This is a genomic window from Eubacteriales bacterium mix99 (assembly GCA_038396605.1).
In the GTDB taxonomy this organism is placed as follows: Bacteria; Bacillota; Clostridia; order Caldicoprobacterales; family DTU083; genus UBA4874.
Genome location: CP121690.1, coordinates 2768491 through 2785028 on the forward strand (window position 1 = coordinate 2768491; position 16538 = coordinate 2785028).

At 49.4% G+C, this 16538-nt stretch carries 16 protein-coding genes; 11 read left to right on the plus strand and 5 right to left on the minus strand.

The features are described from left to right. Window positions 1-2: 2 nt before the first annotated feature. Genes QBE55_12375 through QBE55_12395 form a run of 5 tightly spaced genes read right to left on the minus strand, consistent with a single transcriptional unit; the run spans window position 3 to window position 9614 of the window. The gene (locus QBE55_12375) at window positions 3-2678 is read right to left on the minus strand and encodes a helicase-related protein (protein ID WZL78298.1); all 2676 of its coding nucleotides are present in this window, start codon (window positions 2676-2678) and stop codon (window positions 3-5) included. Between the two features lie 35 nt (window positions 2679-2713). Next, a complete protein-coding gene (locus QBE55_12380) occupies window positions 2714-5257 on the minus strand; it encodes a DNA methyltransferase (GenBank protein WZL78299.1) in 2544 nt (847 codons plus the stop codon). A 4-nt stretch (window positions 5258-5261) separates the two neighbouring features. Next, window positions 5262-8951, minus strand: coding sequence for a DUF6079 family protein (locus tag QBE55_12385; GenBank protein WZL78300.1), 3690 nt, complete (start codon window positions 8949-8951; stop codon window positions 5262-5264). Window positions 8952-8966: 15 nt separating this feature from the next. Continuing rightward, a complete protein-coding gene (brxF, locus tag QBE55_12390; GenBank protein ID WZL78301.1) occupies window positions 8967-9386 on the minus strand; it encodes a BREX-3 system P-loop-containing protein BrxF in 420 nt (139 codons plus the stop codon). Between the two features lie 15 nt (window positions 9387-9401). Further along, window positions 9402-9614, minus strand: coding sequence for a helix-turn-helix transcriptional regulator (locus tag QBE55_12395; GenBank protein ID WZL78302.1), 213 nt, complete (start codon window positions 9612-9614; stop codon window positions 9402-9404). 189 nt (window positions 9615-9803) lie between these two features. On the opposite strand from QBE55_12395, the gene QBE55_12400 reads away from it, so the two are divergent. The 11 genes from QBE55_12400 to QBE55_12450 all read left to right on the plus strand — a co-directional run bounded on the left by QBE55_12400 (window position 9804) and on the right by QBE55_12450 (window position 16494). Continuing rightward, entirely contained in the window at window positions 9804-10322 is a 519-nt protein-coding gene (locus tag QBE55_12400; GenBank protein ID WZL78303.1) for an ATP-binding protein, read from the plus strand. Window positions 10323-10334: 12 nt separating this feature from the next. Then, the gene (locus QBE55_12405) at window positions 10335-11432 is read left to right on the plus strand and encodes a hypothetical protein (protein ID WZL78304.1); all 1098 of its coding nucleotides are present in this window, start codon (window positions 10335-10337) and stop codon (window positions 11430-11432) included. Next, window positions 11407-11778 carry a hypothetical protein gene (locus tag QBE55_12410; GenBank protein WZL78305.1) on the plus strand — a complete coding sequence of 124 codons (372 nt, stop codon included), beginning with the start codon at window positions 11407-11409 and terminating at the stop codon, window positions 11776-11778. Before QBE55_12405 ends, QBE55_12410 begins: the two co-directional genes overlap by 26 nt. A gap of 126 nt (window positions 11779-11904) precedes the next feature. After that, window positions 11905-12288, plus strand: a complete 384-nt coding sequence (locus QBE55_12415; protein ID WZL78306.1) for a helix-turn-helix transcriptional regulator — start codon at window positions 11905-11907, stop codon at window positions 12286-12288. A 9-nt stretch (window positions 12289-12297) separates the two neighbouring features. Next, window positions 12298-13011, plus strand: a complete 714-nt coding sequence (locus QBE55_12420) for a hypothetical protein (GenBank protein WZL78307.1) — start codon at window positions 12298-12300, stop codon at window positions 13009-13011. A 94-nt stretch (window positions 13012-13105) separates the two neighbouring features. Further along, the gene (locus QBE55_12425; protein WZL78308.1) at window positions 13106-13315 is read left to right on the plus strand and encodes a hypothetical protein; all 210 of its coding nucleotides are present in this window, start codon (window positions 13106-13108) and stop codon (window positions 13313-13315) included. Window positions 13316-13467: 152 nt separating this feature from the next. Then, complete coding sequence (locus tag QBE55_12430; GenBank protein ID WZL78309.1) at window positions 13468-13965, plus strand: bacterio-opsin activator; 498 nt, start codon at window positions 13468-13470, stop codon at window positions 13963-13965. 283 nt (window positions 13966-14248) lie between these two features. After that, window positions 14249-14581, plus strand: a complete 333-nt coding sequence (locus tag QBE55_12435) for a DNA ligase (GenBank protein WZL78310.1) — start codon at window positions 14249-14251, stop codon at window positions 14579-14581. Beyond that, a complete protein-coding gene (locus QBE55_12440) occupies window positions 14571-15713 on the plus strand; it encodes a DUF2800 domain-containing protein (protein ID WZL78311.1) in 1143 nt (380 codons plus the stop codon). The genes QBE55_12435 and QBE55_12440 overlap by 11 nt, the downstream gene beginning before the upstream one ends. Further along, window positions 15706-16284, plus strand: coding sequence for a DUF2815 family protein (locus QBE55_12445; protein WZL78312.1), 579 nt, complete (start codon window positions 15706-15708; stop codon window positions 16282-16284). The genes QBE55_12440 and QBE55_12445 overlap by 8 nt, the downstream gene beginning before the upstream one ends. Before the next feature lie 12 nt (window positions 16285-16296). After that, window positions 16297-16494 carry a hypothetical protein gene (locus tag QBE55_12450; protein WZL78313.1) on the plus strand — a complete coding sequence of 66 codons (198 nt, stop codon included), beginning with the start codon at window positions 16297-16299 and terminating at the stop codon, window positions 16492-16494. Window positions 16495-16538: the final 44 nt, after the last annotated feature.

Consider the following 16538-nt stretch of genomic DNA (forward strand, 5'->3'; position numbering starts at 1 on the left):
TGTCACGCCTCCAATCTGACAAGGAGGCACAACCTGAATTCTGGATAGACCTCTTGTCCTTTTCTATATCGCTCCTCTACCGTTTCTTTTTCTTTTTCCAGTCGCTGCAGCCGGGATTTTCTGATGTTATCTATGCCCACATGCTCCGTAGCTTCTGTCCGCAGTTTCAGAGCATACATGTACTTGTCGTAGCTTTCCTTATTTCTTTTTAACTGCTGATCCTTTAATTCAAGAAACGAATCGTACGCAAATTCTGTGCTCAGCTTTTCGAGCTGTTGATACTCGTCTCCAGTTAGGTTCGGTACGGAACGGATAGAAAGTCGTGACGTTCCATCGAGGAATACATCCATAATCCGCTGCCCGGCCATTGGCCGCAGCACAAAATCTTTATTGACAAATACGGGAAGTATTCTCTGATCCATTTTTTCATCGGTTACAGACAGATCCCAGAGCATGAAGTAACCTTCCTCGTTCGGAAAATCCTGAATCGAAACCGACAATATCGGGGAGAATCGATCCTGAATCACGTCTGCATTGAGATGCCGCGTAATGCTCTCGTCATTGATACTGATATCCATAATGAGCCGCGGGTCCAATCCCTGCCATGCATCATAATAGGTGAGCATCTGGCGCAGAGCGGAATCCACATCAAAGTTCGATTCCTTCCCGACGAGCTTCGTCAGGTCTTTGTCTTCATGAAGCAGGCTCTTGTATTTCTGCGCGTTTTTCAGCTCCTGCCGCAGCTCCGATTCTACCGGATATAGATTCTCATCGGATTTTCTATGTGGCCTGCTGATCGAGCGCATATAGACATCAGTAAAATCAACTTCCGCGACTTCGCTATCAAGGACATCCGAATACTTATCGACGCCCATTTCTTTGAGGATCACAGAGAGCTTTTCTTCCAGCACTTCCCGTACACGGTTTTCAATCGTCTCTGTTACGATGAAATTGAAAATCTGCACATCTCGCGTCTGACCGATACGATCTACACGACCACAGCGCTGCTCGATCTTCATCGGATTCCACGGCAAATCGTAGTTGATGATGATATTCGAGAACTGTAAGTTCAGGCCTTCGCCACCGGCATCGGTAGAAATAAAGACGTTCGTATTGTCGCGGAATTCCCGAAGTGCCTCGTTACGCTCTTCGATACTCATCCGTCCATTCAGGATTGTCGCTGTATATCCCATAGTCGTTAGCAGTCGCTGGAGATATTCCTGCGTAGCCACAAATTCCGTAAAGATGATAATTTTCTGGTTTCTATCTGCGTTTAGGAGAGCGTCTATCGTATTCTCCAGCGTTTCGATTTTTACATCCGGGTGCTGGAACTCCGCCTGCTTTGCAACCGCGATAATATTCTCCAGCTCGCTGATTTCTTCTTCCATATCGAGAGACATGGCTTGAAGTGCATCCTCAACGTCATCTTCAATATCTAGCTCCGCCAGATCTTCTTCGGTAAGAGAGCCAATCTTGGTATTCTGGGTTTTCAAGATTTCAAGCCGCCGTTCGAGGCTCTGACAGATTGCTGCTGTGCTGCTTGTCACCATGCGCTGCATTATGATAAGCAGGAAAATCAGGCACATATTTTTCTTGCGGTTCCGGAGTGCCTTGTTATAGGTCTTCGAAACGTAGGACGTGACCATCTCATAGAGCTGTCTTTGATAGGTATGCCGTTCGTCCCAGGTCAGCTCGACCAGATGTGTGACACGGTTCTTAAACAGCAGATTTCCGTTATTGTCTATAGCCTCGCGCTTCTCTGTACGGATCAGGAACGGAGCAACCTGTTCCTTGACTACGGATTTTGCGTTCGGAAAGGCATCCTCGTCAAGCAGGCGGACCAGCCGTAGGAAAGGTTCGGTCTTGCCGTTGTGCGGCGTGGCTGTCAGGAGCAGCAGATATGGGCTTGCCTGCGAAAGTAGATACCCGAGCTTATATCTTGCCACTTCACCGGAAGAACCAGCAACACGATGCGCCTCATCGATGATGATCAGGTCCCAGCCGCTGTTAATGATGGAATAAATGCGCTCCTGGTTATATTGCTCGACGCGCTCCTCTGTCCACCCGGCATGTTTTTCGAGAGGCTTGATGGAATCCATCGGCGAGATGACTTGATCGTACTGCCCATAGACATCATCGCTGTCCGTAAGCCTGCGAATCGTATCGTAGTCCGACGGCAGAATCACCTGAAACTTCTCGTGGAATTTCTCCTGCATTTCCGCAGACCACTGCGTTACAAGGCCGGTCGGGCAGACCACAAGCGTCCGCCTGACCAGTCCTCTTGCTTTCAGTTCCTTGATGACCATGCCAGCCTCGATCGTTTTCCCGAGGCCGACCTCATCCGCCAGAATATAGCGGATGTTGTTTGTGGACATCACACGATTCAACACATGCAGCTGATGCGGCAGCGGAATGACACCGCTGGCAAGAGAAGTCAGGAGTCCTCCTGCAGTTTCGTTTTTAATCTTTGACAACAACGTGACATAGCGCAGATAATTCTCGTCGTAAGTATTCGAACCGGACGAATCGCTCAAGCTGTCCGCCATCACCTTATAAACAGTTCCAGTGGACGAATCAAAGACGCGATAGGATACATATCCCCACACTTCGAGGCGTTCAAGAACCTGTACACTTTTTCCCGTATTCCTGTCAAAGGCGAATTCACCTGCCTTCAGCATGCATTGCCACCTCCAAAAATATGCAGTTCAAAGCTTCACTGCACGCGGCTCAAACTGATGTCGTAGTACATCAGCAGCTTATCGTCTTCCTGAATGGTCTGCTCCGGCAGCCGCTCAGCCATGTCGACAATGGCCTGATAGTTCTTATCCTTCCAGAGCCTTGAGAAACCTACTCGGATCGCCTCGGAACGGAACAGCTTCAGTTTTCCTTTGCTGTTCATATAGCTCTCGAATTCCTTCCAGAGGTTCTTTTCACGTAGCTTAGCAACATCGCCTTCCTTTGTGCGATCTGGAATATACCAGCGGCCTTTATCATCCTGAATGAAGTTCTCGTCCAGCATGACGGACAGCTCCGGCATGTCTTCATAGCGGTCGACAGACTTCACTTCCTGCATAAACTTCGGCTGGAGTTCTGCGTACGTCTGCGGTGTATCGAGCTGCTGATAAAGCCATGCGATAGCAGATTTCTCATTCGAAACAAACAGCTCGAACTGAATCGGCTCAACATCCATCTTGATGCGGGCAATATCATATTCGTTCACCTGATCTGGCAGGAAATACATGCCGTCGCGCTTCAGGAACTTCTCATCCAGTCCCTTATAGAAATCCGTCGCATCAATCGGAACCGGAATGCCGTTCATGATGTGGTATGCAACCATGCGGTCAAAAAGCAGGTACGCCTGACGCTCTGCAATAATGTCGATCTTGCCATCGTGGTCGGAATCCACAACGACAGGAAGATTAGCAAGATGCTGCCGGACAAACGCCCACGCGGTTTCTTCGGTTCCGGCCTTTGACTCAAATTCCTTGCGGAACTTTTCCTTGGGCTTGTAAGCCGAAATAACAAGATCCTGCTTCACTGCAGAAGTGTTATTGACCTGCTTGAAGCTGCCTTGCTTTTTATCAAGAGTACGGACATCAGCAATTATAAAACCGGCTCTCCCAAGGCTCTCTTGAATCGCATTCCACACTGCATTCTTCGAGTTATGAAATTCAACAGTCATCCACCTGTTCGGTTTCAGAACTCTGTAGAACTCCAGAAAACAGTTCGTCATTAGACTCTGATATTCAGCAATACCTTTCCCTTGGACATCATTTACAATAGCCTCTGCTTTATTACGGGTTAACACATTAAGCCAAGACTCCCAAATAAAGCTAAGCTCTGAATAATTTAAATTGTCCCCAAATGGCGGATCGGTAAAAATGTAATCCACAGTGTTATTGGGAATCGTTTTAAGCTGTGTAGAAGAAGATGTCTCACATAGAGCTCCTCGAAACGTATGGGTCATCTGAAAGACTTTTTGAAAATCTTTAAATTTCCCTTCTACAGCTTTTATTACATCGCCTTCAGCAGAAAGGGAAGGTAAATAAAGCGTTCCGCTAAGAACTCCATTCCCGCGCTTTCCCATGTTATAACGAACAAGTTTGGAAACCAGGCCAGGATTTACTGATTCGACTACAATTCTGAATCTTGATGTTTTTGACTTCTCATACAATGCTGAGAGCACATAAAGATTTCGTTTTGTATAGAATTGGTCCACATTTGTAATTCCGTATTTGTCATTGCGCCGGGATTCTCCCCCCTCGCACATCCTGTTATGTGGGTAGGGATAGGGTATTGTTAAGGCATCAATCTTTTTTAGTAACTCTAAATCTGCCTCATCAGGTTTTTTCTCATATCGCTTCCCTGCGTAAAGATAATTGATTAACACGGGAACCTGCCTGCTCATTGTATGCGTAGTCTTCAGATTCTCGTCAAAAACGGTCATTACTGCGTTTTGACAGTCTCTTTTTGTTAGACGAACGCCGCATGAAGGACAAGTGAACTCGTTGTTTACTTTTTTGTTTTTTGCATCGACAGCAACATCCCAAAATACGAATTCATTTCCACAATGTGGGCAAACAAATACATCAGACCACACTGTATAGTTAATTCTCCCCTTAGGTTTCATTTCCGCGGATAAGAACGATACAGAGGAATCTGAGGAATGTGCGGTTTCGTACATCCAACCACACTCCTTTTCGACTTCTTGTAGTATTTTTTGACCTTCTTCAACAAAAGCTGTTATATCTACGAGGCTGTTATAATTGTATGTAATATAAGTAGCTACAGGTGACAGGTCATTCAGAATGGCATTCCTACGTCCCCAATTGTTCTCGTCAGCTTTCAACTCTTGTTGCAGCATGTAATTATCGGTACCACACATCTGAGCAGCGACACCAGTCATTCCTGTTCCGCAAAATCCATCAAAAACAATATCGCCTGGCTTGGTGTAATGGAGAATGTATCTCATTATTGCTTTGTAAGGCACCTTAGTATGGTAAGTATGTGCCATATAAATAGGATCGTTCTTTCCCTCGCTGACATCAGACGCAAACGGCTCGCGATGATAATCATCCGTCTCCTCGTCGTAAGGAGTCCCGTTCTCCGCGATGAATTCCTTAATAAACGGATTCGGGCATGCGGTGTAATATGGCGCATCGGAGAGCGCAATGATGTCCTCGTCCGTGCCGATCGGGAAGCCTTCTATATCGCGGACCTTGTCGAGATCCTCCTTGGTCAGTTTTCTCTTCTCCATAGTTTTAATTCTCCTTACGCTTTACGACGATACGCAGCTTGCTTTCATCCTTGCCTCTAGTGTAGGAAGCGATGATATCGTTCAGCTTCTTACGGAAGTTATCTTCACTGAGCGGCTGTAGCTGTTCGAGCTTTTCCACCAGCGTTTCCGCGTCGATGACCACAGGCTCGAATCCCTTCAGAAGCGCGGTGATGCTCTCTACGAAGAAATCATCTACTCGTTTCGGCAGCTCCTTGGAAGAAACGAAGTCGTCGATTACTTTCTGCTGGTCATTACTCAAGTACTGCTTCTGCGCGAGCACGAGCGGATCAGTGACGGTTTCCAGCAGCTTCTTTGTCCATTCCTTCGTCAGCTCATCAATGCCGTCATCGATCTGATCCAGCAGTCCATGAACATTTCTCTCATGGCTGCTCATATCGAAATGGCAATGCGGGCAGATCGGATTCTTTTTCAGTTCGTTCGGTGTCAGCTCATAGCAGACTTTAATATTCGCCATTGAGGTTTCAAGGTCGGAAAGCTTCGCGCCGGGCAGGATTGTGATGCTATGCAGTTTCCGGAGATTCTTGAGTGCAAGACTCTCCTGAATCTTGCCTTTGCGCTGTGCGTCCTCTATGCCGAGACGTTTCTTCAAATGCGCATCGTAGTAGAGATTGATGTACTGCTGCTGAACCGGCTCCAGCGCATCCTTCACCGCACGGGCTGCGTCCGTACCAGCGGTACCCTCCGCGATGCTGTCTCTGGCCGTACGGAAAGCTGCACGCGCATCTTCGATGGAAGCTTTCAGCTCCTCAATGTCGAAGTTCTGGATACTGGCGATATAGCCAACGAGATCTCCGCATTCGTTCTTGAAATCGAGGTACTCAGGAATACGGCGCAAAGTCCAGATCTGCTTCTCGATTTCCTGAATCTCATCCATCGTGTGGCGGAAATTATTCAGCTTCGCAAAAGTGTTGAACTTCGCTGAGTAGTTGCTGAATTCCTCCTTGACCTTGTCGCAGGCGCTCTGCATCCTCGCCTTCATCTGCGAATCGGCGAGCGGCTCTCCCCACAACTCGAAACCGTCAGAAAGTTTTCTCGTTCCGAGAACTGCATCACTGCAGAGATTCTGTGCGGCCTGAATAAGCTGCTTGACACCATTATCTCTGTCCTTCGGAAGATCCAGGAGCGCAGGATTGAGGCCAAGCACCTCGAACATCTTCTTGAGCTCAGCAAGAGCCATCTTTGCCGGGCGGGAGATATACTTAAACTCATAGAGATCAAGCGCATTTGTGCTCGGGATCTCGTCCAGATTAGATGCCGTGATTGTCTTGCCGTTGTTCAGTGTAATGACTGCGTATCCCGCGTAGACAAGCGACAGGAAGATGATTGGCGTAAACAAGAAGCTGATCTTAAATTGCTTGTCGATATACACACCCATGAATTGTTCTTCAAACAGGTCTGTATAGTTCAGCACGCCCTGCGGTGGCAGCTCCTGCAGGCGATCGATATAATATCTGGCGTACTTTGAGTTTTCCGGTTTTATCTTGTCATCCTCGAGTACACCAAAACTCTCAAGCATCATCCGCGCCTGCTGCGTCTTCCGGCCTGCAAAATAGTCAAAGGAATCCCGTGCCAGCCCCGCCATGTTCTTGCGGGTGACTCTGGTCTTCATGACCGGGAAATCCTTATATTTGTTATTGAAGTACTCGTCAAGGCAGATCGAAGCCGCAAGGTCGATCGTGTCCTTAAATGTCAGATCTGGTCTGTACTTACCCTTGAGGACTTCGATCAGCTGCCGCATCTGAGCCTTGTAGGTCACATTGAAGCAGGTGTTCTTGTTGTCGCTCAGATATTTTACAAGCTGGCGGTTGAACATCTTCGCCTTGTTCAAATATGCTTCCTTATCTTTTCCTTCGCTGATTTCAGCCAGCTGATTTGCAGCAGCATAAAGTTCAAGATTCTTCTTGAACTCATCCGCAGAGCGGAAGAAGAAGTATACCTCGTCCGGGAGATTAGCAATATCCACATTATCGTTGTCATAAGGCGGCATGATGTGAATATAGAAATCGCGCTCCGGCTGGGCAGTGCTGCGCTCTCCCGGAAGTCCCATAAAGAGATAGCCTTCCCGGAAGATATTGTGGCTGTTCCAGTTCAAGTCGTATTCGTAAATCTTAAAATTCGTGACGTATTCCTTCGCGTCCCATTCAAGGCAGTTATAGACAACCGTGTAGAAGTATCGGTTCAGTTCTGCTGGAGCCAGCAGTGATGCCTTCTGGTTGATCTTTTCATCGTAGTCAACGATTTTGTCGACATCGATATAGTACTGATTGTTGGCATCATTATGGATAATGAACTGTCCAGAGACCGTTGTCATGATGTCCTTGAGTGTTGTATTGACAACGCCAAGGAGAAAGTCTGCATCGTTTTCCGGCATGGAGTCCAGATAGAGGCAGAGGTCATCTTTCAGGTTTTCTGCCGTCAGTCCGAACTGCACATCGAGGCCGTTTGTCGTTAGTCTGTGCACGCTAAGTGCGTAGATGATCTGAATCGCCAATGGTTTATAGACCTTGTGTGGGAATGACCGGTTGATAATCTCCTCCAGCTGTGTGCTGGCATTCACGACCTTGCTGATTGTGACGTCACTTTTCAGAAGCCCATTTCCCTTGATCGCAGGCCAATAGGTGTCGAAGGAATAGATTCCCGGTGCATCTTCCGGTACGTCTTTATCGAAGATGTCACGGATGACCCTGGAGATGTTTTTCAGGATATGGCGGTTCTCCACAAGATAGACCTTATTGAACACATCTATATAGGCCGGGTGAATGGGGAACAGATCCACAAACTCATCCATGCGAGTAGACATGCCGCTGTAAAGGCTGGAAAACTTCTCGAGGTGATTCCGAATCAGAGCCTTCTGTTCCGGATTCTTCTTCAGGATTCTTTCTGAAACAACATATTCCGTATCCTCTTTTGTAATTTCCATCTGTGTGAAACGGTCACTGACGTGCTTCAACGTTTCAGAGACAAAGCTGAATTTCGGATTGTCGAAGATCTTTTCCTGAATGCCAAGAATGATACGGAGATTGCTCTTGGAGCACATTTCTCCGAATGCACGCAGCACTTCCAGGTCAAGAACCAGCTGACGTTCGTCTCTGGATGTCAGGTAGGCAAGGAACTCATCGACGACAATCAAATACCCCTTGTCCGGATACTTTGCATTGAAGGCTTCCATCATCTGCCGGATGACCTTCTTGTTGTCGCGGACCGTCGAATAGTCTGGTTTCTTGAAGTCAATGCCACGACGCTGGAAATCCTCTTCAATGTAGTCAAAGAGAATATCGTAGAGCGTCATGGTAACGCCACCGATTTCCAAACGGAGGATCTCAAACTTACCCGCGACCGGCTCCATGCGTTTAGCAAAATTCTGGTTCTGTAGATATTGAAGATTGCCTGCGTCATTGGCCACAGCAGAAATCACACTCATCAGGTGAGATTTACCTGTACCATAGTTACCTACGATGAAAACGCCTTTGTTGTCGACCACCTCATCCATCTGGAGCTGGTCGATCACCGGAGCCTGCAGACTTTCCGCCATGCTGTCCGACATGACATAGGTCTGCACGAGTTCCTTGACTCCGCTTTGTGTTTTTGTGCCCTCAACAAGCTGTATCGTCGATTCGATTGGCTTGAAGCTGATTAGCTCTGAATACTTCATATTGGCGTTTCCTCCTTAAATGACACAGGTGATGTCATAGTTCTTTACTTCATATGCTTTATAGTCCTGGTACCCCTGCTCGCTGTAATAAAGCGTTCCATTTTCATATCGTCCCGGCCAGATTACGCTGTACGGTTTGCTCTTCCGAGCCTCGGTCAGTATTTTCAAAACGTCGACCTGATAGGCCGGGTTGAACATCACGTCGATATCTTTGATGACCACGTTGTCCGGATACTGTGCGAGCACGCTTTGAAAACAAGATGCAAGCCTCATTGTCCGGCTCCTCGGCGATACGTCCTGCAGTTTTTCCGAAAGCGGTTTGCTGACAGATATCGGCTTTGAAGACAGCTCTCGTATTCGTGTCCAGTAAATGAGAAGCCGGGAAATGGTGTTTTTTTGTCTTTGGAGATTTCCATATTTAATAATCTCGCCCATTTCAATCCGCCTTCCTCATTTTGCCTCTTCGTTCGTCATTTCCATTATGTCACTGACATCACAATCCAAGGCAACGCATATCTTTTCTATGATCTCTGTATTCACATTTTCATTTTTTCCAAGTTTTGTTATTGACGCCGAGCTAATACCGGCAGCCTTCTGTAAATCCTTCTTTTTCATATCGCGATCTATCAGTAGTTTCCACAATTTCTTATAGCTAATGGCCATGACGCTTACCTCGCTTTCCGCCAAAATCAGACTTGTAAACCCATTATACACATTCTGCGATGCAAAATCAAGATTTAATCAAGCGTTCGCGCGAAATTTTCCGCCGAATTATTGATTTATGCACAAACTTTTGATATACTGTACATAATCTATTTTTTAGCTACGCTGAACAACTTAGGAGGTGGTCCTATGATCTTTATCAGTGGCATTCATGCGGTCGGCAAAGGCTACTTCTGTGGCCTTGTAAAAAAGGAACTGGGTATCGAGGCGTATTCGGCAAGTGATCTGATTGCAAAGGCACGTAATGCCAGTTTCAGTAGTGACAAGCTGGTCGCCGAAATAGAGGAAAACCAGCAGTATTTACTCGCCGCCGTGCAAGAGCTGCGCGAAAGCGGTAGCGATTTCATTCTTGACGGGCATTTCTGCCTCATCAACAGGAGCACTGGCGAACCGGAACGGATCTCGCTTGAGACGTTCACCACGCTCAAGCCGGAAGCCATCGTATTATTGACTGAGAAGCCGAAGGTCATCGTCGAACGCCGCAAGACACGCGACGGGATCGATGAGACACCTGAGTATGTAGAACAGTTTCAAAACATGGAAAAACAATACGCCAATGAGGTCGCCGAGTTACTGAATGCGAAGCTGTTCATCTCGACCGGCGCAGCTGATCTCGAGTCGGCGATTGACTTCCTGAGATCCCTATAAGGAGGAAATCATATGGCAGGTAAATTCATTCACAAGCGATTTGCTGACATAGATATCAACGATCCCTTCTTCGACTCATTAAAGAGAGACTATCCGGGCAGCGCAAACAGTACTGAATTCACAAAGTGGTTCGCCAAGAAAGCAGCAGAAGGAAAGGAAGCCCTCGTCTTCGAAGATGAGCAAGGTGTCGGCGCTTTCGTTAATCTGAAGCCAGGTGAAACGGAAGAGATCAAACTTTCAAATGGACACGTTCTTCCGTACGACTCTCGCTTAAAGATTACGACGATCAAGATCGACGAACGGTTCCAACATCAGCGGATTGGCGAAGGCGCACTGGGATTGACATTATGGGACTGGAGAGATCAATGCGCTAACGAGATCTATGTTACAGTCTTCGAGAAGCATACCAGCTTAATCTTCCTGCTTGAAAAATACGGATTCAATTACGTTGGAGATAATCTTAACGGTGAACGCGTCTATATCAAGGACCGCAGAAATTTGGACATTAGCGATCCATGCAAGGCGTTTCCATTCATCAGTGGCAGGATGAGCCATGCCGGATGCCTTGCTATTAATATGGAATATCACGATACCATGTTTGCCTATTCAGAACTGGCAAATACGCTGCAGGAGCGCGTCGATATCAATGTTGCAAATGGTCTGAAGAAGGTCTATATTGGAAGTCCTTATAGTCTCGCTTTCAAAGCTGGTGATCCCGTCCTTATTTATCGAAAGTATACCGGTAATGATGGCAGACCCGGCTATAAGTCTGTTATAACCTCATACTGCATTGCTACCCGAGTTGAGAAAATAAAAACTCAGGGACAGTTCTTACATTCGTTTGATGAGTTTCTTCACATCGTTGGAAACAAGTCGGTCTATACCAAGTTTGAACTAAAGAATCGGTATGATAATGAAAAGAATCTTACTGTAATCGAACTTCTTTACTGCGGTTATTTTGGCGCAGGCAATAATGTCAATTGGAGATGGCTCAAGGATAATGACCTCTGGCCGGGAACCCACCCGATGAATTTCCGATACACAAGAAGTCAATTCGAGAAAATTCTACGGGAGGGAAATGTTGATGTCGACAATGTTATTATCGATTAAGCCAGAATACGCTAAAGTCATTCTTGATGGACAAAAGGAATACGAATTTCGAAAACGCCGATGTAAAACCGGCGTCAATAAAATTGTTTTCTACTCCACGGCTCCCGAAAGCAAGGTCGTCGGAGAAGCTGAGATTGAGGACATCATAGAAGGAAGCCCTTCTAAAATCTGGGAGCTGGCTAAAAAAGCTGCCGGAATTACGCGGGCAAAGTACCGCGCCTACTATCACGGCTATCACAACGCCGTGGCTTACAAACTGAAAAACGTAGTCGTCTACGACCCTCCAAAAGAACTGTCGGACTACGGGATAGATCATGTTCCACAATCTTTCATCTACTTGGACTAAACTTATTGTCGCGCTGTATGAAAATGCAGCGCGATTTTTCAGCCTCCTTGACATCGGTTTTTCTTTTTGATACACTAATAAACAGATTAGCGAATCTGCTAATCAGCTATTGAAAGGAGAATTGCTATGGCTGGTGAATTTGGAAAGTTTATCGACGAAAAACGCCGAGGGCGTGGTCCGGACGGAGGAGACATCCTGCTTAAGGACATTGCCAAGGCTATGGGTGCGACGCCCACCTATTTATCCGACATCGTTAAAGGACGCCGGAACCCACCCGAAATGTCCATGCTCCTGAAGATCTCCGATGTGCTTCACCTCTCTCCCGAGGAGCAGGCCCAGATGTTCGACCTTGCCGGACGGGACAGAAATGAAGCTGCCCCTGATCTTCCTGAATACATCATGGATGAGAACCTGCCGCATGTCCGCGCTGCTCTTCGGAAAGCCAACGACAAAGGTCTCAGGGATGATTTCTGGAAGCAGGTCTATGACGCAATCGACAAGAAGGAGTGATCCTATCGTATGGTAAATGACGTATTTCTCAGCAACCTTGTCCCTCACATGTACAAGTCTGAATTTGATGACCGGGCTGCTGATTTTCTCTCGCATTACTGCAAAGAGGCGCTGGAAAAGCCGATGCCCGTCCCTATCGAGGATATCGCCAGGCATCAGCTTCACATGGCCATTCTGGAAGTTCATCTCAGCGAAGATCTGAGCATTCTCGGTCAAACCTGCTTTACAGACGGTCTCGCAGAAATCTACGATCCCGAAAACGACGAATACAGAGAGATTCCGATAAAAGGCGGAACCATGCTCATCGATCCGGACACGTTTCTGAAGCGAAACTTCGGAACCAAGAGGAATACCATCGCCCACGAATGCGTCCACTGGGTATACCACAGAAGATACTATATCGCCGCCAACCGGCTCGGCAATAAGCAGAGCATTGCCTACAGGGAGCCTGCCGGAATCGGTTATGACACCCTTCCCAAGAAATGGTCTGACGAAGACTGGATGGAATGGCAAGCCAACAACATCGCTCCTCGCATTCTCATGCCTAAGCAGACTGTCGGTAAAGCCTTCCAGATGGTACTGGATCGGAGCAAGGAGAATTCATTTGTTTCTGCCGGACTTGTCTCCAAGGGAAAATGGGTGATCGAGCAGTTCGCTGGCTTCTATCAGGTCTCAAAACAGTCCGCTGCAATACCCTTACAGGAGCTGGGCTACCTTTCCTAATATGCATCAGGTAGTTCCGCTCTTTATTTTTTGCAAAGTAACTTCGCTAATCAGCGGAGCCGCTTATTTAGGAATTTTAGAAAGGAGGGATTCAATGGAAGATATCCGAGACTGTTCAGGTCATCTCATGTGTCGCGGAGATGCCAGAACCGGCTTCGTGTCCTCTCTCTACAAAGGACATCGCACCACTGCTCACCTTGCAGTCGGCGAAACGTTCACCGTCGAGAGAAACGATACCAAGACCGAAATCACACGGATTGATGACTCGACCTTCAAGGTCAAGAGTTTTCAGAAAGCCGTGTAAGCGACAAACAAGTGAATAACACGTAAATCAACGATCCGCAGAGCTGCACAGACGGCCGAGATAGTGACTTCAAAAACACTGTCCCGGCCGTCTTTCTGTCTCTACGGACGGTTCGGCTTCTGCGGATTCAAGCAAATCCAAAGGAGTCGAACATGGGAAACAAATCTAAAACCTATCGCATCTACGACAAGACCACCAAGCAGTGGTACGAGATCCCGGAGGACCAGTATCGCGAGTACGACCGCTGGCGCACTGCTCTTCGCAAGAGAATGCAGTACCGCGGCGAGTGCTTCTGCCCGCGCAGCAAATGGTGGCTGTGCGACGGCAATTGCCTCGACTGCGAATTCCACAACAACACGACCGTCTCTCTTGATGATCCACTGCCTGACGGCGAAGGAACGCTCGCCGATTACGTTCCGGACGACGCTCCTCTTATTGAAGAGGTGCTTTCCGAGAAGGCGGAGCTGGACCAGCTGTTCAAGCGTCTGCAGGAGCTCATGCCGGAGGCCAAGCGTATCGGAGAGCTCCGCGAGGAAGGCCTCTCCGACGAGGCCATCGCCGACATCGTCGGCATCAAGCGCACGACGTTCCTGTCCCGCCTGAAGAAGGCCGAGGGGAAGCTGTCTCAGGAGTTCCCCGACTGGTTCTAATCATGCGGCTCCGGCTGCCCATCGTGGTGGCCGGAGCTTTTTTCTGAAATTCTTCTTTTCCCTTCGTCAAAACGGCCCGCCCGCCTCCAGTGGGAAGTGTAAGGAGCACGAAAACAGATGCTCCGGATTGGAGGAAACGTGATGAACAAGACACGCAACAGAAGTCCTGCGGACACCGAGGTTATCGCCGTTCTTATCGCGATAAGCCATGTATCCGCAAGACTGGCAAGGAACCTCTCGATCCTTGCCGCAGACAGACAACCATTGGAAGGAGGCAAAGAGAATGTCAAAAATGGCAGAAATGGATCAGACCATCAAGGAACTGCGCGATGCCGCCGCTGCTATTAACAGCGCGGCCGACTGGCTCTACCAGCAGTTCTCCGGCAACGACGAGGAACCCGCTCCGCAGCCTGAAGAGACGCAGGCCGAGCCTGAGCCGAAGAAGGAGCTGAAGCTGGAGGATGTGAGGAAGGTTCTCGCCGAACGGTCGCGCGCAGGCTATACGACGCAGATCCGCGAGCTGCTCCACAAGTACGGTGCGAGCAAGCTGTCGGCTGTCGATCCGAAGGACTACGAGGCCCTGCTCTTCGATGTGGAGGGACTCAATGAATTCTGAAAGACAGCATGCGGTCCTCTCCGCGTCAAGCTCCGACCGGTGGATTCACTGCCCGCCGTCAGTCAGGCTTAGCGAGGGATTCGAGGACAAGGAAAGCGACTACGCACTGGAAGGCACCTGCGCTCACGCGCTCGCCGAATACAAGCTCCGCAAGGCGCTCGGCTACCCGGCACAGGACCCGACCGAGGCCCTTGCCTTCTACAACGAGGAGATGGAGGAAGCAACAGATGGCTATGTCAGCTACGTACTGGAAAAGGTCGAGGCCGCAAAAGAGGCCTGCTCTGATCCGGTTGTTCTGGTCGAACAGCGCGTGGACTACTCCCGCTGGGTGAGACAGGGCTTCGGCACATCCGATGCGCTGATCATCGCGGACGGCACGCTCCGGATCATCGATCTGAAGTACGGCACCGGCATCGCCGTGTCGGCGGAGGACAATCCGCAGCTCAAATGCTACTCGCTTGGAGCCTTGGATCTGTTCGACGGCATCTACGACATCGACACCGTCAGCATGACGATTTACCAGCCGAGACGGCAGAACGTCAGCGAATGGCAGATCAGCAAGAAGGACCTGCTCGCATGGGCGGACGAGGTTCTGAAGCCTACGGCGGAGCTGGCCTGGGACGGCAAGGGGGAATTCTCCTGCGGCCCGTGGTGCCGGTTCTGCAAGGCGAAGACCATCTGCCGGAAACGGGCCGAGGAGAACCTGAAGCTCGCGCAGCATGAGTTCAGGCTGCCGCCGGAGCTCTCCGACGCGGAAATCGAGGTCATCCTTTCCCAGGTGGACGAGCTGGTCTCGTGGGCGTCCGACATCAAGGAGTACGCGCTCCAGCAGGCGCTTTCCGGCAAGGAGTGGCACGGCTTCAAGCTCGTAGAGGGCAGGTCCGTCCGCAAGTACGCCAATGAAACCGCCGTCGCCAAGACGGTCGAAGACGCCGGATTCGACCCGTATGAGAAGAAGCTGCTCGGCATTACTGCCATGCAGAAGCTCCTCGGAAAGAACCGGTTCAATGAACTCCTGTCAGGCTTCATCGAGAAGCCGCAGGGCAAACCAACACTCGTCCCGGACTCCGACAAGCGTCCGGCGATGAATACAGCAAAAAACGACTTCAAGGAGGTCAAAAATCATGAGTAAGACAACTATGCACAATCCGATGAAGGTTATCACTGGCCCGAACACCCGCTGGTCCTACGCGAACGTCTGGGAGCCGAAGTCCATCAACGGCGGAACGCCGAAATACAGCGTAAGCCTCATCATCCCGAAGTCCGACACCGTGACGGTCGCCAAGGTCAAGGCCGCCATCGAGGCTGCCTACAAGGAGGGCGAAGCCAAGCTCAAGGGCAACAGCAAGTCCGTTCCCCCACTGTCCGCGATCAAGACGCCGCTTCGTGACGGCGACGCGGAGCGTCCGGACGACGAGGCCTACCGCGGCTCCTACTTCGTGAATGCGAACGCAACGACCGCTCCGGGCATCGTGGACGCGGACCTGAATCCGATTCTTTCCCGCAGCGAGGTGTACTCCGGCGTGTACGGCAGAGCCAGCATCACGTTCTACGCGTTCAACTCCTCCGGGAACCGCGGCATCGCCTGCGGCCTGAACAACCTGCAGAAGATCCGTGATGGCGAGCCGCTCGGCAGCAAGGCCAGCGCAGAATCCGACTTCGCGGATTTCACAACCGACAACGACGACGATTTCCTGAACTAAGGAGGCAAGACAATGGAAACCATCATGAACATGATTCTCTGCATCATCTACGACCTGCTCGGCCTCAGCGGCATCGCGCTCCTGATCATCATCTCGGTCACGAGCGCCCGCTCCTACCGGGAGGACAAGGAACTCAGGCTCCATCAGGAGGAGCGCGACAAGGAGTACCACGAGCGCCGCATGAAGGAACTCGAAGCGCATCGCAGCTAATCCACAGAACATAAAGCTGTTGGCGGGCGGCAGGGACCAATCTC